Source organism: Acidimicrobiales bacterium (assembly GCA_033344915.1).
Taxonomy (GTDB): Bacteria; Actinomycetota; Acidimicrobiia; order Acidimicrobiales; family Aldehydirespiratoraceae; genus JAJRXC01.
Genome location: JAWPML010000001.1, coordinates 1,968,931 through 1,987,667, shown reverse-complemented (window position 1 = coordinate 1,987,667; position 18,737 = coordinate 1,968,931). Strand labels below are relative to the sequence as shown.

16 protein-coding genes are annotated in these 18,737 nt (G+C 69.4%); 15 read left to right on the top strand and 1 reads right to left on the bottom strand.

Annotation, left to right across the window (positions count from 1 at the left end):
• Position 1 precedes the first annotated feature (1 nt).
• The 6 genes from secD (at position 2) to aspS (ending at position 8,482) form a co-directional block, all read left to right on the top strand.
• Positions 2-1,453 (top strand): protein translocase subunit SecD, encoded by a 1,452-nt coding sequence (secD, locus tag R8F63_09635; protein MDW3218860.1) that lies wholly within the window; start codon positions 2-4, stop codon positions 1,451-1,453.
• Entirely contained in the window at positions 1,450-2,535 is a 1,086-nt protein-coding gene (gene secF, locus R8F63_09630) for a protein translocase subunit SecF (GenBank protein MDW3218859.1), read from the top strand. Before secD ends, secF begins: the two co-directional genes overlap by 4 nt.
• Before the next feature lie 46 nt (positions 2,536-2,581).
• Positions 2,582-3,115 (top strand): adenine phosphoribosyltransferase, encoded by a 534-nt coding sequence (locus R8F63_09625; protein MDW3218858.1) that lies wholly within the window; start codon positions 2,582-2,584, stop codon positions 3,113-3,115.
• Positions 3,115-5,361, top strand: coding sequence for a bifunctional (p)ppGpp synthetase/guanosine-3',5'-bis(diphosphate) 3'-pyrophosphohydrolase (locus R8F63_09620; GenBank protein ID MDW3218857.1), 2,247 nt, complete (start codon positions 3,115-3,117; stop codon positions 5,359-5,361). Before R8F63_09625 ends, R8F63_09620 begins: the two co-directional genes overlap by 1 nt.
• Positions 5,362-5,435: 74 nt before the next feature.
• A complete protein-coding gene (hisS, locus tag R8F63_09615) occupies positions 5,436-6,704 on the top strand; it encodes a histidine--tRNA ligase (protein MDW3218856.1) in 1,269 nt (422 codons plus the stop codon).
• Between the two features lie 20 nt (positions 6,705-6,724).
• Positions 6,725-8,482, top strand: a complete 1,758-nt coding sequence (gene aspS / locus R8F63_09610) for an aspartate--tRNA ligase (protein MDW3218855.1) — start codon at positions 6,725-6,727, stop codon at positions 8,480-8,482.
• Between the two features lie 3 nt (positions 8,483-8,485).
• Here aspS and R8F63_09605 read toward each other — a convergent pair whose 3' ends face one another.
• On the bottom strand, positions 8,486-9,112 hold the full coding sequence (locus R8F63_09605; protein MDW3218854.1) for a hypothetical protein: 627 nt from the start codon (positions 9,110-9,112) through the stop codon (positions 8,486-8,488).
• A gap of 83 nt (positions 9,113-9,195) precedes the next feature.
• Here R8F63_09605 and R8F63_09600 point away from each other — a divergent pair, with 83 nt between their 5' ends.
• The 9 genes from R8F63_09600 (at position 9,196) to R8F63_09560 (ending at position 18,735) form a co-directional block, all read left to right on the top strand.
• The gene (locus R8F63_09600; protein ID MDW3218853.1) at positions 9,196-10,491 is read left to right on the top strand and encodes a replication-associated recombination protein A; all 1,296 of its coding nucleotides are present in this window, start codon (positions 9,196-9,198) and stop codon (positions 10,489-10,491) included.
• A gap of 42 nt (positions 10,492-10,533) precedes the next feature.
• Positions 10,534-10,929, top strand: a complete 396-nt coding sequence (locus R8F63_09595; GenBank protein ID MDW3218852.1) for a hypothetical protein — start codon at positions 10,534-10,536, stop codon at positions 10,927-10,929.
• Positions 10,926-11,228: a hypothetical protein gene (locus R8F63_09590; GenBank protein MDW3218851.1), complete on the top strand. Its 303-nt coding sequence runs from the start codon at positions 10,926-10,928 to the stop codon at positions 11,226-11,228. The genes R8F63_09595 and R8F63_09590 overlap by 4 nt, the downstream gene beginning before the upstream one ends.
• Before the next feature lie 138 nt (positions 11,229-11,366).
• Complete coding sequence (alaS, locus tag R8F63_09585) at positions 11,367-13,934, top strand: alanine--tRNA ligase (protein ID MDW3218850.1); 2,568 nt, start codon at positions 11,367-11,369, stop codon at positions 13,932-13,934.
• 1 nt (position 13,935) lies between these two features.
• Positions 13,936-14,361 (top strand): Holliday junction resolvase RuvX, encoded by a 426-nt coding sequence (ruvX, locus tag R8F63_09580; protein MDW3218849.1) that lies wholly within the window; start codon positions 13,936-13,938, stop codon positions 14,359-14,361.
• On the top strand, positions 14,351-15,856 hold the full coding sequence (mltG, locus tag R8F63_09575; GenBank protein MDW3218848.1) for an endolytic transglycosylase MltG: 1,506 nt from the start codon (positions 14,351-14,353) through the stop codon (positions 15,854-15,856). The genes ruvX and mltG overlap by 11 nt, the downstream gene beginning before the upstream one ends.
• Positions 15,853-16,677 (top strand): shikimate dehydrogenase, encoded by an 825-nt coding sequence (gene aroE, locus R8F63_09570; GenBank protein MDW3218847.1) that lies wholly within the window; start codon positions 15,853-15,855, stop codon positions 16,675-16,677. Before mltG ends, aroE begins: the two co-directional genes overlap by 4 nt.
• 61 nt (positions 16,678-16,738) lie before the next feature.
• A complete protein-coding gene (locus R8F63_09565) occupies positions 16,739-17,863 on the top strand; it encodes a DUF4388 domain-containing protein (protein MDW3218846.1) in 1,125 nt (374 codons plus the stop codon).
• A 26-nt stretch (positions 17,864-17,889) separates the two neighbouring features.
• Complete coding sequence (locus R8F63_09560) at positions 17,890-18,735, top strand: prepilin peptidase (GenBank protein ID MDW3218845.1); 846 nt, start codon at positions 17,890-17,892, stop codon at positions 18,733-18,735.
• Positions 18,736-18,737: the final 2 nt, after the last annotated feature.

Sequence of the window (18,737 nt, the reverse complement as noted above, 5' to 3'; positions counted from 1 at the left end):
CATGCGGGGTCAACTCAGCCTCGCGATCGGCATCGTCTTCGTCGCCATCGCGGGCATCGTCTACACGTTCGCCGCCGGGAACGAGCCGCTGCTCGGCCTGGACCTCCAGGGCGGGGTCAGCGTCGTGCTCGAGCCCGAGCCCAACCCCGACGGATCCGAGGTGTCCGAGGACATCCTCGATCAGGCGATCGCCGTCATCCGTAACCGGGTCGACGGACTGGGTGTTCGCGAACCCGAGATCACCCGGCAGGGGCTCACCGTGCTCGTGCAGATCCCCGGCGTGGACGACCAGCAGCGGGCGCTCGATCTCGTCGGCCAGACCGCCGAGTTGCGGTTCCGGCCGGTGCTCATGCGGGGCGGCCCCGGCACGGACTTCACGCCCGGCGCGGCCCTGTGCCCGGGCGACGGGGATGAGCCGCCCGACTTCTCGGACGGCGAGCCCACGCCGGAAGCGAGCGCAGCCGAGTGCATGGTCGCCGACGGCACCGACGGCATCCGCTACCTCCTCGGCCCGGCCCCCGAGCTGATCGAGAACGAGGGTACGACCGATCGACTCACCGGCCTCGCGGTCGAGGATGCGTCGGCCCGCTTCGCCGGCCAATGGCAGGTCTCGCTCGTGATGCGCGGCGGCTCGCCCGGCATCGACGACTTCAACGAGCTCGCGAGTCAGTGCTTCGCGGTGACGATCACGTGTCCGACGGCCTCGATCGCGATCGAGATCGACGGTGTCGTCGAGAGTGCACCATCGGTCAACGCCCCCACCTTCGACCGGTCGCAGATCTCCATCACCGGCTCCTTCTCCGAGGGCGAAGCGAAGGATCTCGCCCTGGTGCTGCGGTTCGGCTCGCTGCCCGTCGAGCTCACCCCCCAGGAGAGCCGTACGGTTTCGTCCACCCTTGGTGAGGACGCGCTCGACGCGGGCATCGCGGCCGGCGTCATCGGGCTCGCTCTCGTGTCGATCTACCTGCTCGCCTACTACCGCCTACTCGGCCTCGTCGCGATCGCCTCTCTCGGTGTGTCCGGTGCCCTCCTGTGGACGATGATCGCCTGGCTCGGCGAGTCCCAGGGCCTCGCCCTCACCCTCGCCGGCGTGACCGGCCTCATCGTCTCCGTCGGCGTATCCGTGGATTCCAACGTCGTGTACTTCGAGCACCTCAAGGAGGACGTACGCGGCGGCCGCACCGTTCGCTCCGCCGTCGAGCGGGCGTTCCCGATCGCCTACTCCACGATCGTGAAGGCCGACGTCGCGTCGCTCATCGCGGCGGTGGTCCTCTACTTCCTGACGGTGGGCCAGGTGAAGGGCTTCGCACTCTTCCTGGGCCTCGCCACCGTGCTCGACCTCGTCGCCACCTACTTCTTCATGGGTCCGGTGATCCGCCTCATGGCCCGCCGTGACGCCATGACGGAACGCCCGCGGCGCTACGGCATCCCGGCGGGGGAGGTGTCGGCGTGAACACCCTCCGCCTCATGTACCGCGGCGAGCAGCACTTCGACTTCCCGAAGCTGTGGCGCCCGGCGCTCATCGGCTCGCTCCTACTCGTCCTGCTCAGCATCGGCTCGCTCGCGACCCGGGGCCTCAACCTCGGCATCGAGTTCGAGGGCGGCACGTCGTGGGAGGTCGAGGCGCCCGGCACCTCGGTGGGCGACGCCCGCGAGGCCCTGAGTGGCACCGACGCCGCGGCCGGCAAGATCCAGGTCCTCGGTGGCGACAGCATCCGCTTGCGCGCCGATCTCGACGAGGCCGACGCGATCGCCGACGTCACCGAGGTGATGGCCGAGCTCGGCGGTGTCGCGATCTCCGAGGTGAGCGTCACCACGGTCGGACCGTCGTGGGGCGACCAGATCACCGAGAAGGCACGCAACGCGCTCATCTGGTTCTTCATCATCGTCGCCGGCTACATCGCGATCCGCCTCGAGTGGAAGATGGCGGTCGGCGCCGTGGTCGCCGTGGCCCACGACATCCTGATCTCGGTCGGCGTCTACTCGGTGTTCCAGTTCGAGGTGACGCCGGCGACCGTCATCGCGTTCCTGACGATCATGGGCTACTCGCTCTACGACACGATCGTCGTCTACGACAAGGTCCGGGAGATCTCCGGTCGGCTCACCGGCACTGGTCGCTACACCTACAACGAAATGATGAACCTGGCGCTCAACCAAGTGCTGATGCGTTCGATCAACACATCGATCACTTCGATGCTGCCGGTCGCGTCGATGCTCTTCGTCGGCTCGTTCTTCCTCGGCGCACTCACGCTCCAGGAATTCGCCATCGCCCTGCTCATCGGCATCGTGGTCGGCTCGTACTCGTCGATCTTCCTGGCGTCGTCGCTGGTGGCGTTCATGAAGAGTCGCGAGGAGCAGTACCTTGCGATCGCCCGGAAGGTCGAGGCGCGGGGACACACCGGCGACGGCACCCGGGCGGTCTCGACGGACGACATCGCGCTCGGCCGGACAGCCTCGCGTCCCGCCCGGGCGACGGCCGATCGGCCCCGGGCGACGAGCGCGCCGCCGCGGCCCCGCAAGAAGAAGAAGCGCTGACCCCGGGCTGGTCATCGACATCGACAGGCGGCGGTACGGTGGAGCCATGGCCAGTATGGGACGCATCGAGGGATTGATCCGCGACGTTCCCGACTTCCCCGAGCCCGGGATCGTCTACAAGGACATCACCCCACTGCTCGCCGACCCGGACGGTTTCGACGAGGCGGTCCATTCGATGGCCGAGCCGTGGGCAGAGCAGGGAATCGACGCGATCATCGGCATCGAGGCACGCGGGTTCCTCTTCGGCGCCACCGTCGCCCGCCAGCTCGGCATCGGCTTCGTGCCCGTGCGCAAGCCCGGGAAGTTGCCGCACCACACGTCGTCGATCGACTACGGGCTCGAGTACGGCACCGACACGCTGGAGATCCACACCGACGCCCTCGCCCCCGGACGACGCACGGTGATCGTGGACGACGTGCTCGCCACGGGAGGCACCGCGGCGGCCGCGGCCGAGCTGGTCAGCCGCCACGATGCGGTCGTCGCCGGGTTCGGGTTCCTCCTCGAGCTCGCCTTCCTCGACGGTCGATCGAAGCTGGGCGACCATCGGATCGAGTCCCTCGTGACGATCGGGGCGAGCTGATGGCCACCGTCACCCGCGTCCTGCCCTGGCGTCGGGGGCCGAACCGCTCCCCGTCGATCGAGATCGCCGAGTTGCTCGAGGCGTATCGCGAACACCACCCCAAGGGCGACACCGCGTTGATCGAGCGGGCCTTCGAGCTCGCGGCCGCAGCCCACGAGGGGCAGACCCGGAAGTCGGGCGAGCCCTACATCCGCCATCCGGTGGCCGTCGCCACCATCGTCGCCCGTCAGGGCATCGACGATGTGACGATCGCCGGCGCGTTGTTGCACGACGCGGTGGAGGACACGCCGGTCGGCCTGAAGCAGCTGGAGGACGAGTTCGGCAGCGACCTCGCCCGCATCGTCGACGGCGTCACCAAACTCGAGCGGGTCAAGTACGACACCAAGGAGGAGCAGCAGGCGGCCACCGTCCGCAAGATGATCGTGGCGATCGCCTCGGACATGCGGGTGCTGATCATCAAGCTCGCCGACCGACTCCACAACCTCCGTACCGTCGCCGCGCTGCCCCCGTTCAAACAGGAGCGCACCGCGCGCGAAACGCTCGACGTCTACGCCCCACTCGCCCACCGGCTCGGCATGCAGGACATGAAGCAGCAGCTGGAGGATCTCTCGTTCGCCGCGCTCCATCCCCGCCGCTACGCCGAGATCGACCAGATGATCCACCAGCGCGCGCCGGAGCGAGATCTCTATCTCGCCCAGGTGCTCGCCGACGTGCAGGCCCGCCTCGCGGAGTTGGGCATCGTCGCCGAGATCGTCGGTCGCCCGAAACACCTCTGGTCCATCTACGAGAAGATGGTCGTGAAGGGCCGGTCCTTCGACGAGATCTTCGACCTCGTCGGCATTCGCGTGATCGTCGACTCCGTGCGGGAGTGCTACGGCGCACTGGGCTCCATCCACGCCACGTGGCGACCGGTGCAGGGCCGGTTCAAGGACTACATCGCGATGCCCAAGTTCAACCTCTACCAGTCGTTGCACACGACGGTGGTCGGCCCCCAGGGCAAGTCGATCGAGGTGCAGATCCGCACGCGGGAGATGCACCAGCGCGCCGAGTTCGGGGTGGCGGCGCATTCGGACTACAAGGACGGAGAGTCCGGCGGGGAGATGGCCTGGCTCAACCGGATCGTCGAGTGGCAGCAGGAGACCGCCGACCATTCGGAGTTCATGAGCAACCTGAAGGTGGACCTCGATCAGGACGAGGTCTACGTCTTCACGCCGAAGGGAAAGGTCGTCGAGTTGCCCGTCGGGGCGACCCCGGTGGACTTCGCCTATTCGATCCACACCGACGTGGGGCATGCCTGCATCGGGTCCAAGGTGAACGGCCGGCTCGTGCCGCTCGACAGCAGGCTCGAGTCCGGCGACACCGTCGAGATCTTCACCTCGAAGGTGGAAGGAGCGGGCCCGAGTCGGGACTGGCTCAAGTTCGTCGCGTCGCGTCGGGCCGCCAACAAGATCCGCCAGTGGTACACGCGTGAGCGTCGCGAGGACGCCATCGAACACGGCCGCGACGAGCTGCTGTCGGCGCTGCGGCGCGAGGGTCTGCCCGCCCAGCGCGTCCTCAAAGAACCCGTGCTGATGGCCGTCGGCGAGCAGCTGAACTATGTCGACGACGAGTCGCTGTTCGCGGCGATCGGGGAAGGCCACGTCGCCGGCTCCACCGTGGCCGAACGGATCGCCCGCGAGCTGCGCGGCGACGACGCCGCCGACCGCCACCAGGACCGGCTGCCGTCGAACGTCTCCCGTCGGATCGGCGCGAAGCGACGGGCGCGAGGCACCGCCGGGGTCCACGTCGAGGGCCTGGACGACATCATGATCCGCATCTCGCGCTGTTGTTCACCGGTGCCGCCCGACGAGATCGTCGGCTTCGTCACCCGTGGTCGCGGCGTGTCGGTGCACCGGTCCGACTGCCTCAACGCCACGACGCTCCAGGAAGGCCAGCCGGATCGGTTGATCGAGGTCGAGTGGGACGCGGACCACGACGGTCGCTTCCAGACCACCATCGAGGTGCAGGCACTCGACCGGGCATCGCTGCTCGTGGACGTCGCCAAGGTGCTCTCCGACCACGGACTCAACGTGGTCTCGGTCGCCACGGAGACCGGTGACGACGCGGTCGCCAAGATGCAGTTCGAGTTCGAGCTCGCCGATGTCAGCCAGCTCGACGCCGTGCTGTCCCGGCTGCTCGCCGTCGAAGCCGTCTACGACGCCTACCGCATCGTGCCGGGCGGCGGCTCGTCCGAGGCCGCGGACTGACACCGCCGAGGGTCGGCAGTACCGGTCGGAAACCTCCACGGGGTCGACGGGGCGCACCGATAGCCTGAGCGGCTGTGGCCGAGCCGACCTTCCGTGCCCCGAAAGGCACCCGCGACATCCTCCCGCCCGAGTCGGGCCGGCTCCGCGCGCTGCTCGACGAGTTCGCCCGGATCGCCGAGCTCAGCGGATTCGGTGAGGTCGTCTCGCCGATGTTCGAGGACATCGGCGTCTTCCTCCGCCTCGGTGAGACCACGGACGTGGTCACCAAGGAGATGTTCGACTTCCACGACAAGGGCGATCCGCCCCAGCACTTCGCCCTGCGTCCGGAGCTGACGGCCTCGATCTGTCGGGCCTACGCCGAGCACCGGCCGATCCCGCCGTGGAAGATCTGGTACCAGGGTCCCCAGTTCCGCTACGAGCAGCCCCAGGCCGGTCGCTACCGGCAGTTCACGCAGGTCGGCGTGGAGGTGCTCGGAGCCGACGATCCCCAGGTCGACATCGACGTGATCGCCCTGGGCTGGGAGTTCTACGCCGCGCTCGGACTGCGACAGATCGAGCTCGTGGTCAACAGCATGGGCGACGCCTCGTGTCGGCCGGGCTATCTCGACGCCCTGACCTCCTACCTCCAGGACCGCCGCGACGACCTGTCGCCCCAGTCGCAGGTCACGCTCGATCGCAACCCGCTCCGCGTGCTCGACAGCAAGCGGGCCGAGGATCAGGCCGTCATCGACGCGGCGCCGAGCATGGTCGACCACCTCAACGAGGAATGCGGCGAGCACTTCGCCGTCGTGCGGGCGGGTCTCGACTCGCTCGGCATCCCGTACTCGATGTCGCCCCGCCTCGTGCGCGGGTTCGACTACTACACCAAGACCGTCTTCGAGTTCGTCGGCGAGGCGCTCGGCGGGGCGCAGAACGCGGTCGGCGGCGGTGGCCGCTACGACGGGCTGGTCGAGGACCTCGGGGGACCACCCACCCCCGGCATCGGGTTCGCGCTCGGGGTCGACCGCATCCTCCTCGCCTGTGACGCCGAGGGCGTCTTCGCCGCGCCGCCGCCGTCCGTGGGCGTGTTCGTGGTCGACGTGACCGGGGGCAGCCAGGGCCTCGACGTCTGTCAGCGGCTGCGGGCCGGTGGCATCGGCGCCGACCGGGCCTACGGCGGGCGCTCCATGAAGGCACAGATGAAGGTCGCCGACCGGTCCGGTGCGCCCTACGCGGCGATCATCGGCGAAGACGAGGTCGCCGCGGGCGAAGTCACCCTGCGCGACCTCCGAGGCGACGGCGGTCAGCGCCGCATCGCTCTCGACGATCTCGTGAGCGACGTCCGCTCGCTCCTCCAGAACTGACGCAGAAACCAGGAACCACGATGGATCTCTCCACTTCCCTCCGAACCGACATGTGCGGCCACCTCACCGCGGCCGACGACGGCCGCACCGTGACGGTGTGCGGCTGGGTCGACCGACGCCGTGAGCACGGCGAGCACCTCGCCTTCATCGACCTACGCGACTACACGGGCGTCGTGCAGTGCGTCGTCGACGAGAAGCACGACCTGCGCAGCGAGTTCGTCGCCCGGATGACCGGCACGGTGCGCCGTCGCCCCGACGACACGGCCAACACGAACCTCGCCACCGGCGAGATCGAGATCGACGTGACCGACATCGAGATCCTGGCCGAGGCCGAGGCGCCGCCGTTCCCGCTCGACGAACGGACCGACGTCGACGAGACCATCCGGCTGCGCCACCGCTACGTCGACATGCGCAAGGAGCGGATGCAGCGCAACCTGCGCCTCCGGGCCACGGTCAACAGCGCGGTACGGCAGGGGATGGAGGAGCAGGGTTTCGTCGAGATCGAGACCCCGATGCTCATCGCCTCGACCCCGGAGGGGGCCCGTGACTTCGTGGTGCCGTCGCGCAAGGAGCCCGGCTCGTTCTACGCCCTCCCGCAGAGCCCGCAGCTGTTCAAGCAGCTGTGCATGATCGGCGGCATCGACCGCTACTACCAGATCGCCCGCTGCCTGCGGGACGAGGATCTGCGCGCCGATCGCCAGTTCGAGTTCATGCAGCTCGACGCCGAGATGACCTTCGTGAGCCAGGAGGACGTCTTCGCCACGATCTCCCATGCGGTTGCGAACGCCGCCGAAGCGGTCACGGGGGAGCGGCCCACCGAGTTCCCGCGGATCACGTGGCACGAAGCGCAGGAGCGATTCGGGTCGGACAAGCCCGACACCCGTTTCGGCATGGAGCTCGTCGAGCTCACCCCGATCTTCGAGGGCACCGAGGCCCGCGTGTTCCAGGCGCCGTGCGTCAAGGGGATCAAGATGGACGGCGGCGTCGAGGCGCTCAGCCGGAACCAGATCGACGGCCTCGTGGAGACCTGTCAGCGCTGGGGCGCCAAGGGCCTCGCCTGGATGAAGGTGATCGACGGCGACGACGGGCCCGCCCTCGATGCCGGCGTCGCCAAGTTCCTCTCCGCCGACGAGTCCGCCCAGGTCATCGCCGCGTTGGACGCCGCCCCCGGCGACATGGTGTTCCTGGTCGCCGACGAGCGTCGTCTGGTGCGTCACGTGCTCGGCCTGCTCCGGCTCGAGCTCGGTCGTCCTCCCGTGAACGAGGGCGGACTCAACTTCCTGTGGGTCGTCGATTTCCCGCTCTTCGAGGCGATCGGCGACGGCGGCAAGCCCGTGCCCGCGCACCATCCGTTCACGATGCCGCACGAGGAGGACTGGAGTCTGCTCGATCAGGGCGGCGACGCGCTGCTCGACGTGCGCTCGCAGGCCTACGACCTCGTGCTCAACGGCTGGGAGCTCGGCTCCGGCTCGATCCGGATCAACCGACCCGACGTTCAGAACCGCATCTTCGAACTCCTCGGAATCGGTGAAGAGGAACGTCAGGCGAAGTTCGGCTTCCTGCTCGACGCGTTCCGCTTCGGCGCGCCGCCCCACGGCGGTTTCGCGTTCGGTATGGATCGCCTCGTCGCCCTCCTCGCGGGCGAGTCCAACATCCGTGAGGTGATCGCGTTCCCCAAGACCCAGTCGGGTGCGGATCCGCTCACCAACGCGCCGACCCCCGTGGACGCGGCCCATCTCGAGGAGCTCGGCCTGCGGGTGCTCCCGCCCGCCACCTGAGCGTCAGGTCAGTTTCAGCTCGACGACGAGGGCGCCGGCCGGCGCGCTCGGGTGGAGCTCGTGCATCACGTCGTCGCTGGTGAGCGCGGCGCTCACGAGACGCGCCCGGATGAGGTTCGGCCCGTGCTCGGCGCGGATCGACGTGTCGTCGAGCGGGGTGATCTCGTAGCCGAGTCGTTCGAACTCGTCGGACAGGGCGCGGCCGACGGTTGCGGCCTCGACCCCGCTGGTGAAGAACGCGATCTCGCGGGGGTTGGGCTCGCCCGTCCCGATGAGCGGGGCGAGGTCGCAGGGCATGGCGATGCCGTCGAGGGCCTCCGCCAGCGAACGGGCGACCGGGGCGGTCTTCGTCGCGACGGTGCCGGGCTCTTTCGGCGTCGCGGCCGGCGGCGAGTCGTCGGGCACGGTGTTGTCGGGCACCGCGCTGTCGGGCACGGCCTTGTCGGGCACGGTCTCGTCGGGCACGGTCTCGTCCACCGGTGCGGGTGGCAGCGGCGGGAACCGGACGCTCGGGTCGTCGTCCGCCTCCGGCATGGGTCGCCACGATCCGATGGTGACGCGGCGACGCAGGAGGATGAAGCAGCTCGTGGCGAACCACGGCCAGAACAGGTACGGAAGGATCTGTCGCACGATCTCCTATCGGTCGTCGTGGGTTCGGCCTGAGGACTTGATGGGCCGTTCGGCCCACTCGCTTTTCTCGTAGGGTCGACGCCGTGAGCGACGATCTGTTCAGTGCGGCGGCCGAATCCCGGCTGGAGAGCCGTTCGCCGCTGGCCGCCCGCCTGCGGCCGCGATCACTCGACGACGTGGTCGGTCAGCGTCACCTGCTCGCCCCCGGGCGTCCGCTCCGGGCCCTGATCGAGAACGATCGGCTCTCGTCGGTCATCTTCTGGGGTCCGCCCGGCACGGGGAAGACATCGCTCGCGCGGCTGGTCGCGTCGACGACCGAGAAGGTCTTCGAGGAGCTCTCGGCGGTCACGGCGTCGGTGAAGGACGTGCGCGAGGTGATCGCCACCGCCCGGCACCGGCTCGGCGAGCGGGGCACCGGCACGATCCTGTTCCTCGACGAGGTGCACCGGTTCAACAAGGCCCAGCAGGACACCCTCCTCCCCGCGGTGGAGGAGGGGTTGATCGTGCTGATCGGCGCCACCACGGAGAACCCCCACTTCGAGGTGAATCCGCCGCTGATGTCCCGCTCGACCCTGTTCCGGCTCCATGCGCTCACGGAGGACGACATTGCTGAGCTCATCCGGCGCGGCCTCGAGATCGAAGGGGCGACGGCCGACGACGAGGCGATCGTGCATCTCGCCGCCCGCAGTGGGGGCGACGGGCGTCATGCCCTGACCGGCACGGAGGTGGCCGTCGCGCTCGCGTCGGAGCGGGGCCGGCCGCTCCATGTCACTCTGCCCGACGCGGAAGGCGCCGTGGACGCGAAGGCGGTCCGCTACGGCCGCGACGGCCACTACGACGTGATCTCGGCGTTCATCAAGAGCATCCGGGGTAGCGACGCCGACGCGGGCCTGTACTGGCTCGCCCGGATGCTCGAGGCCGGGGAGGACGCTCGCTTCATCGCCCGTCGACTGGTGATCCTGGCGTCGGAGGACATCGGCATGGCCGATCCGCAGGCGCTGCTGATCGCCAATGCGGCGGCGTCAGCGGTTGAGTTCGTCGGGCTTCCGGAAGCCCAGCTGAACCTCGCCCAGGCCGTGATCCATCTCGCCACCGCGCCCAAGTCGAACCGGGTCACCACGGCGATCTTCGCCGCCCGGGAGGCGGCCCGGGTGGCCGGTACGGGTGAGGTGCCCGCCCATCTGCGCGACGCCCACTACCAGGGGGCGGCGAGTCTCGGCCACGGTGACGGCTACCTCCTGCCGCACAAGGACCCGGCGGGTTGGGTCGACCAGCAGTACCGCCCCGACGAGGTGGCCGACCTGGTCTTCTACGAACCGTCGGCCCACGGCGCCGAAGCCGAGCTCGAAGCCGACTGGCCGGGCCGGGCCGCAGACTGACCATCCCCCCGCGGTGTCGAGCGGGACGGTTCACTGGACGACATGTCCGGGGCCGATCTCGCAGCCGTCATCGTGTCCGTGGTCTGCCTCGCGGTGGTCGTCGTCATGGTGCTCGCCGTGCAAGCACTCGTGCGCACGTTGCGCGAGCTGCGGGCCACAGTCGACGACCTACGGGGCGCGACGCTGCCGATGGTGCACGACCTGCATTCCACGGTGTCGAAGGCGGGCGACGAGCTGGAGCGGGTCGAGGGCGTGCTCGACAAGGCCGAGCGGGTGTCCGCCACTGCCGACGTCGCGTCCCGTCTCGCCTACAAGGCGGTCGCACCGCCGCTCATCAAGACGGCTTCGCTCGTCGCCGGTGCCGGACGGGCCACCTGGCGGTTGCGCAGCGGGAAGCCCCGGCGCCGGGCCATCGAAGTCGGAGGACGAGCCAAGTGAAACGCATCTTCTGGGGCGCCGTCGGTTACGGCGCCGGCATCAGCACATCGGTCTACGTCCAGCGCCGGGTGCGGCGGGCCGTGGAGCATTACACCCCCGAACAGATTCGTCACGATGTCCAGGTCCGGGGTCGTCAGATGGCCGACCGGGCCCGTGACGTGGTGGTCGACCTGCGCGACGCCGCCGCCGACGGCGTCGCCACCATGCGCGCCCGCGAGGACGAGCTGCGTCGCGAGTTCGCCCCGGGTTCGGGCGACGACGGCGGCCACCGCCACCGCCCCGCCCGCATCCGCCACTAGCCCCGCACCCCCGACAAGAAGCAATCTCTGGTCACGAAAGGGTCGATCCTGGGCGGTTCGTCCCCGATTTTGCGACCCTTTCGTGACCAGAGATTCCAGCGGGGGTGGGGGGGAGCGGAGCGGTAGGCTCCTTCACTCATGAAGGCCAACGAAGTCCGCCGGGCGTTCACCGACTTCTTCGTCGAGCGGGGTCACTCGCTGCAGCCGAGCGCGTCCCTGATTCCCCACGACCCCACGGTGCTGTTCACCGTCGCGGGCATGGTCCAGTTCAAGACCTTCTTCACCGGCGAGGAGACGGCCCCCTACGACCGGGCCGTCACGATCCAGAAGTGCGTCCGGGCCGGCGGGAAACACAATGATCTCGACGAGATCGGCCGCACCCGGCGGCACCTGACGTTCTTCGAGATGATGGGGAACTTCAGCTTCGGGGACTACTTCAAGTCGGAGGCCTGCGCCTTCGCGTGGGACTTCATCACCAACGTGCTCGAGCTCGACCCCGACCGCCTCTGGGTCACCGTCCATGTGAGCGACGACGAGGCGGCCGAGATCTGGGAGAAGGAGATCGGCGTCCCGGTCGAGCGCATCCAGCGTCTCGACGAGGACAACTACTGGAAGATGGGCGACACCGGTCCGTGTGGCCCGTCGTCGGAGATCTTCTGGGACAAGGGCCCGGAGTTCGGCGACGACGGTGGCCCCGCGCACGGTGACGAGGATCGCTTCATCGAGTTCTGGAACCTGGTCTTCATGCAGTTCGACCAGGCCGACGACGGCACGAAGACGCCGCTGCCGAAGCCGTCGATCGACACCGGCATGGGCCTCGAACGGACGGTCTCGATCCTCCAGGGCGTCGACTCCGTGTGGGACACCGACGAGCTCGCCGCGCTCCAGCAGTCCGCGGCCGAGCTGACCGGACTCGATCCGGCGACGGCCGAACCCGAGCAGCTCGTCTCGCTGCGCATCCTGGCCGACCACGCCCGCAGCACCTCCATGCTCGTGAGCGACGGCGTCTTCCCGTCCAACGAGGCCCGCGGCTACGCCCTGCGCCGCATCCTGCGCCGCGCCGTGCGCCACGCCTACCTCCTCGGGGTCGAGACCCCGGTCATGGGCGGCATGGTCGATGCCGTGGTCGACGTGATGGGCGGCGACTATCCCGATCTGGTCGAGAACCACGCGTTCATCCGCGACGTCATCGACCGTGAGGAGGTCCGGTTCCGCGAGACCCTCCGTACCGGACAGGCGATCCTCGACGAGCGCCTCGACGCGCTCGCCGACGGTGAGGTGCTGTCGGGAGACACGGCGTTCCTGCTCCACGACACCTACGGGTTCCCGCTCGAGGTCACCCAGGAGATCACGCGCGAGCGCGGCGTCGAGGTCGACGTCGAGGCCTTCCGGGCGGCCATGGCCGACCAGCAGAAGCGGGCGAAGGACGCCCGCAAGGTGACCGCCGGGGGCAACACCGGCGATCTCGCCGCGCTCGTCGAGACCCACGGCGAGACGATCTTCACCGGTCGCGACGAGACATCGACCGAGGCCACCGTGCTCCATGCCGACGACGACATCGTCGTGCTGGACCGCACGCCGTTCTACGCCGAGTCCGGCGGCCAGATCGGCGACACCGGCACGATCCGCACCGAGAGCGGGCAGGCCGTCATCGCTGACACCACCTACGGCGTGCCCGGCCTGCACGTTCACGCCATCGACTCGATCGAGGGCACCATCGAGGTCGGACAGACGGCCACGGCCACGATCGATGACACCCGCCGGGCCGCGATCCGGCGGAACCACACGGCTACGCATCTGCTCCACTGGGCGCTGCGGGAAGTCGTCGGCGACCACGTCAAGCAGCAGGGTTCATGGGTCGGTCCCGACCGGCTGCGCTTCGACTTCAGCCACTACGAAGGGGTCAGCGCGGAGCAGCTCGCCGAGGTCGAGGACCTCGTCAACGCCGAGGTGCTCGCCAACCCGAGCTGTCGTCACTTCGAGACCACGATGGACGAGGCCCAGAAGCTCGGCGCCATCGCCTTCTTCGGCGACAAGTACGGCGATGTCGTGCGGGTCCTCGAAGCCGGCCCGCACTCGACCGAGCTCTGTGGCGGCACCCACGTCAAGGCGCTGGGCGACATCGGCCTCGTTCGCATCCTCTCGGAGGGTTCGATCGGATCGAACATCCGGCGCATCGAGGCGGTCACCGGCGACGGCACCCGCCAGGCGGTCCGGGCCCTGGACGACCAGCTCGCCGCGACGGCCGCCGCGCTCGGCGTTGCCAACGCGGAGGAGGCGCCCGAGGCCGCCGCTCGCCTCGCCGCGACCAACAAGGATCTCCGCAAGGAACTCGATCGGCTGAAGCAGCAGCTGGCCGTCGGTCAGGCGCCCACCCTCGCCGCCAAGGCGGTGGACGGCGTGGTGGTCGAGCAGGTCGACGGCGTCGATCGCAACGGTCTGCGGGACCTGGCCGTGTCGATCCGCGATCAGGAGGCCGTGCACGCGGTCGTGCTCGGCGCCGTCTTCGACGCCGGCGGCGTCGGCCTCGCCGCGGCCGTGACCCCCGACAGCCCCCACAAGGCCGGCGTTCTCATCGAGGACGCGAAGAAGACCATCGGTGGTGGCGGAAAGGCCTCCGACGACATCTCGGTGGCCGGGGGCAAGGATGCCGACGCGCTCGGCGACGCGCTCGACCAGGCTCGGGCGGCGGCGGGCATCGGCTGACATGCGAGCCCTGGGCCTCGACCTGGGGTCGAAGCGGATCGGTGTCGCCGTGAGCGACTCGGACGGCACGCTCGCGATGCCGATCGAGGTCGTCGCGCGGTCCGGCGACCGCGGTCGCGAACACGGCGAGATCGCCGATCTCGTCGCGGAGTGGGAGGCGGAGATCGTCATCGTCGGTCTTCCGCTCAACATGGACGGCAGCGAGGGCGAGATGGCGAAGAAGTACCGCCGGGAAGCAAAGGCGCTGGGCGACACCCTCGACGTGCCCGTCGTTCCCTACGATGAACGCCTGACCACCGTCACCGCGGAGCGAACCCTCATGGAACAAGAGATGAAGGCCGACGCCCGCCGGACCGTCGTCGACAAGGTCGCGGCAGCCGTCATGCTCCAGTCGTGGCTCGACGCGGGGATGCCCGATGGCCGATAAGCCCCGCCGTAGCTTCGCCGCGTTCCTGACCGGACAGGTCGAGGACGAGATCCCGGAGGCCGCGAAGCCGCCGCCCGAGCCGCCCCGCGCGACCGAGGCGCCGCTGATCCCGGTCGCTCCGCCGGTGCGTCCGGCCACCCGTGTGATCCGCGCCGCCCAGGCGACTCCCGCGTCACCCCCGCCGGTCACCGTCGGTCCCGATGGGGAAGAGGTGCCGATCGTCGCCCTGCCCGACTACGCCGCGCCCCCTGGTGTCGTCGTCTCGGCCGGGTTCGACGCCAACGGCGTGGAGTACGTGTTCGAGGACGACCCGGAGGGGATCCCGCTCGTCGACCCGCGCTACGACGCGGACGATCGCAACTGGGTCCGCTACCGCACCAGCTGGGGCGGATTCCTGCGGATCATCGGGCTCGTCGTGCTCGTCCTGATCGTGGTGATCACCGCCCGGGCCCGCGTCTACGGGTGGATCGACGACCAGGTGTCCGCCGGCGGCGACCACGGCGATGACGTCATGTTCACCATTCCGGAGCGGGCCGCCGTCAACGACGTCGCCACCCTGCTCGCGGACGCCGGCGTGATCAACAACGCCACCGTCTTCCGCTACTGGCTGCGGTGCGACGGCGACATCACGATCACCGGATTCCTGGGATGTGACACCGAGGTGCAGTTCCAGGCCGGCGACTACGAACTCGTCGAGAACATGACCTACGAGGAGGTCGTCGCCGCGCTCAACGAGGGTCCGATCGTGGAGGAGATCTTCCAGGTCTGCGTGCCCGAGGGTCTGCGGGTCAGCCAGTTCATCCCCCGGATCCTCGACGAGAACGATCTGTTCGACGAGGAGCAATTGCGCGAGGCGCTCAGCGATCGCGAGCTCACGTCCGATTATCTCCCCGAGGACACCGCCGGGTTCTTCCAGTTCGAAGGGATGCTCTTCCCCGCCTGTTACGACGTGCCCGAACAGAGCCTCGCCGACGAGCGGCTGATGGTCGCCCGCATGACCCAGGAGATGGACACCCGCATCGGCCGGGCGAGCGATGCCGCCGGAGGACTCCCACCGGAGGCCGTCGCCCTGGGGCTCGACGAGTACGACATGGTCATCGTCGCCTCGCTGATCGAGGAGGAGGCCTTCCTCGACGAGGACCGCCCCAAGATCGCCCGGGTGATCTGGAACCGACTCGAGCAGGACTGGCTGCTCGGCATCGACGCGACGGCCTGCTTCGCTCCGCAGATCTCCTGCCTGGACCTCACCGACGAGGAACTGAACGACCCCAATCCCTGGAACACCCGCGCGGTGAAGGGCCTGCCCATCACGCCCATCTCGGCGCCGGGACAGGCGAGTCTCGACGCCGCGTACGCGCCGGCGGAGGGGCCGTGGATGTACTACGTGCTGACCAACGAGGGCGGCGTCGACGGGGCCCACCGCTTCGTGGAGACCGACGCCGAGTTCCAGGAGGCCAAGGCGTTCTGTGAAGCCGAAGGCCTGGGCTGCGGATGATCACCGGCCGCACCCGGGTTGCGGCCGTCATCGGCGACCCGATCGACCACTCGCTCTCACCCGAACTCCACAACGCCGCCTTTGCGGCAGCCGGACTCGATTGGGTCTTCGTCGCCTGGCCGGTTCCGCCGGGCGGGGGCGCAGCGGCGGTCGACGCCATGCGCGTGTCGGGTCTGGCCGGCATGTCGGTGACCATGCCGCACAAGGACGCGGTGGCCGACGCGGCCGACGAGTGCTCCGACGCAGTGGCTGCGCTCGGCGCCGCCAACTGTCTCGTTCGCCTCGACGGCGGCCGCATCCGGGCGGAGAACACCGACGGCGCCGGCTTCCTCGCCGGGCTCCGTGACGACGCCGGCACCGGGGTCGAGGGTCGTCGTGTCGGGTTGATCGGCGCGGGCGGTGCGGCTCGAGCGGTGGCCCAGGCGTGCGGCGTCGCGGGTGCCGGCGCGGTCGTCGTCGTGAACCGCACCGCGGAGCGGGCTGCGGCCTGTGCGGCACTGGCCGGTCCGGTCGGTCGTGTCGGCGCGGCGTCCGATCTGGCAACGGTCGACATCGTGGTGAACGCGAGCAGCATCGGCATGGGCGACGACGCCGCGATGCCGTGTGACCCGGCGTTGCTGCACGGCGGGCAGGTCGTCGTCGATCTGATCTACACGCCGCTCGAAACCGCGTGGCTGGCCGCCGTGCGGGACGCGGGGATCGAGGCGCACAACGGCCTGTCGATGCTCGTGCACCAGGCGGCCGAGGCGTTCACGCTCTGGACCGGCGCCGACGCGCCGGTTTCGGCGATGCGCGACTCGATCTCGAACAAATTCTCGTAGTCCTCATCTCCCACGTTCCCCGTGCCGATGGTCAGGTGTTCGCACCACTTCGGAGGTCACCGTGGCGCTCTCGGGCACACTCGACACCTTTGCTCTTCCTGACGTACTTCGACTCCTCGCATCCACGTCGAAGACCGGCCGTCTGCGGATCACGGGCGACCGTGGTTCCGGCAGCGTCTGGGTCGACTCGGGCGAGGTCGTCGCGGCCGAGCTCGCCTCGGCCGTCACCCAGGCACCGACCGCCGCGGAGGTCGTCTTCGGACTCCTCCGCTTCGCGGCCGGTTCGTTCACCTTCGAGGCCGACGCCGTCGCCCCCAACGCATCGGACGGCGAGGCGATGGAGCCGATTCTCGGCGCGGCCGAGAACATGCTCGTCGAATGGCGGGCGATCGAGGAGGTCATCCCCTCCCTCGACGTGTGGGTCGGTCTGCGTACCTCCCTCGACGGCCCCGACGTCATGGTCGACCAGGCCCGCTGGGGTGGCATCGCCGCCATCGGCTCGGGTGCCCAGGTCGGCGCCGTCGCCGAGCGTCTCGAACTGAACGAGATCGACGGATGTCGTCTCGTCAAGGAACTGCTGGAGCTCGGTCTCGTCGAGTTCATCGACGAGCCGGCCGGTATTCCGGCGGCGACGTCGTTCGAGCCGCAGCCGGTCGATGAAGACGATCAGGTCTTCGAGGAGTCGACCTACGAGGCCCCGGCCGGGAACTCGGACGACGAAACGGCCGACGCTGCGGTGTTCGCCGACGAGACGCCCGGTGAGCCCGAGGCGCTCCTGCACGAGCTCGACGCCATGGACGACGCGCCCCAGTTCGGCGAGGGCGATCACGATGACGACGCCACCGAGAGCACGGAGCCCTCGCTGGCCGCCCTCGCGTCGAGCGAGGAGTCGATCGACCCGCTGCTGTCGCCCGGCGATCCGCTGGACACCGGCATCGGCGACCCGACTGGCGAGGACATCTTCGCCGGCGCGCCGGGTCCCACCGACGCCGACGACGAGCTCGACCCGGCCGAGATGGCCCGCCAGCTCGCGAACCTGAGCCCGAAGGCGGCCAAGGCCGTCGCGGCCGCCGCGAAGGCGACGACCGAGGCCGAGCGCGACGCCGCCCTCGCCGCCGTGGAAGCCGAGGACGACAGCGTCAACCGCGGTCTGCTGCTCAAGTTCCTGGGTTCCGTCGACTCCTGAGCGACGGGCCCTAGGGTCCACAGATCATGGACCTCCTGGTCATCATCCTCGCCGTACCGATCGGGCTCCTGGCCGGTGGATTCGCGACGATGCTGGTCGACCGGATTCCGGACGCCACTCCGCTCACCCTCCGTTCGCGGTGTCCGTTCTGCACGCACGATCTCGCCGTCCGCGACACGGTCCCGGTCCTCGGTTGGGTCGCCCGCCGGGGACGGTGCCGCCACTGTGACGAGCGGATCACCCCGGCCTACCCGTGGGTCGAACTCGTCACCATGGGCCTGTGGGTCGCCGTCGCCGCCCGGTTCGGGTGGGACTGGCGTCTGCTGCCCCCGCTGATCCTCGTCACCGCGCTCGTGGCCCTGTCGACGATCGACATGTACGTGTACCGGCTGCCGGATCGACTGGTGTTCCCCTCGCTCGGGCTGTCGCTCATCGCGGTCGTCGTCGCCGGTTTCGGGATCGACCATCCGCCCTCGATCGTGCGCGCGCTCGCCGGCATGGCGCTCTACGGCGGCTTCCTGCTGATCCTCCACCTCATCTCGCCCCGGGGCATGGGATTCGGCGATGTGAAGCTGGCCCTGCTGCTCGGCCTGCACCTCGGGTGGGCCGCCGGGTCGTTCTGGACCGACTGGGTCGTCGTGTTCCAACTGATCTTCTACGGATTGCTCGTCTCGTGCGGCGTCGGTGCGGTCGGCGGGCTCCTGCTCGCCGTCGTGCGTCGAGCGATGCGGCGCGACGTCGTCCCGGATCCGCTGGCCACCGAGGGGCAGCCGACCCGCCTGCTGTCGCAATCGATGCCGTTCGGTCCGGCTCTCGCCGTCGGCACGATCGTCGTCGTGCTCTTCGCGGAGTCGTTCGTCTCCACGGTCTAGGC

What these genes read in the sequence shown, in the direction of transcription:
- aroE (MDW3218847.1), top strand. Translation starts at nt 15,853, where the DNA reads ATGATCACCGGCCGCACCCGGGTTGCGGCCGTCATCGGCGACCCGATC.
- R8F63_09560 (MDW3218845.1), top strand. Translation starts at nt 17,890, where the DNA reads ATGGACCTCCTGGTCATCATCCTCGCCGTACCGATCGGGCTCCTGGCC.
- secD (MDW3218860.1), top strand. Translation starts at nt 2, where the DNA reads ATGCGGGGTCAACTCAGCCTCGCGATCGGCATCGTCTTCGTCGCCATC.
- mltG (MDW3218848.1), top strand. Translation starts at nt 14,351, where the DNA reads ATGGCCGATAAGCCCCGCCGTAGCTTCGCCGCGTTCCTGACCGGACAG.
- R8F63_09595 (MDW3218852.1), top strand. Translation starts at nt 10,534, where the DNA reads ATGTCCGGGGCCGATCTCGCAGCCGTCATCGTGTCCGTGGTCTGCCTC.
- ruvX (MDW3218849.1), top strand. Translation starts at nt 13,936, where the DNA reads ATGCGAGCCCTGGGCCTCGACCTGGGGTCGAAGCGGATCGGTGTCGCC.
- alaS (MDW3218850.1), top strand. Translation starts at nt 11,367, where the DNA reads ATGAAGGCCAACGAAGTCCGCCGGGCGTTCACCGACTTCTTCGTCGAG.
- aspS (MDW3218855.1), top strand. Translation starts at nt 6,725, where the DNA reads ATGGATCTCTCCACTTCCCTCCGAACCGACATGTGCGGCCACCTCACC.
- R8F63_09625 (MDW3218858.1), top strand. Translation starts at nt 2,582, where the DNA reads ATGGCCAGTATGGGACGCATCGAGGGATTGATCCGCGACGTTCCCGAC.
- R8F63_09620 (MDW3218857.1), top strand. Translation starts at nt 3,115, where the DNA reads ATGGCCACCGTCACCCGCGTCCTGCCCTGGCGTCGGGGGCCGAACCGC.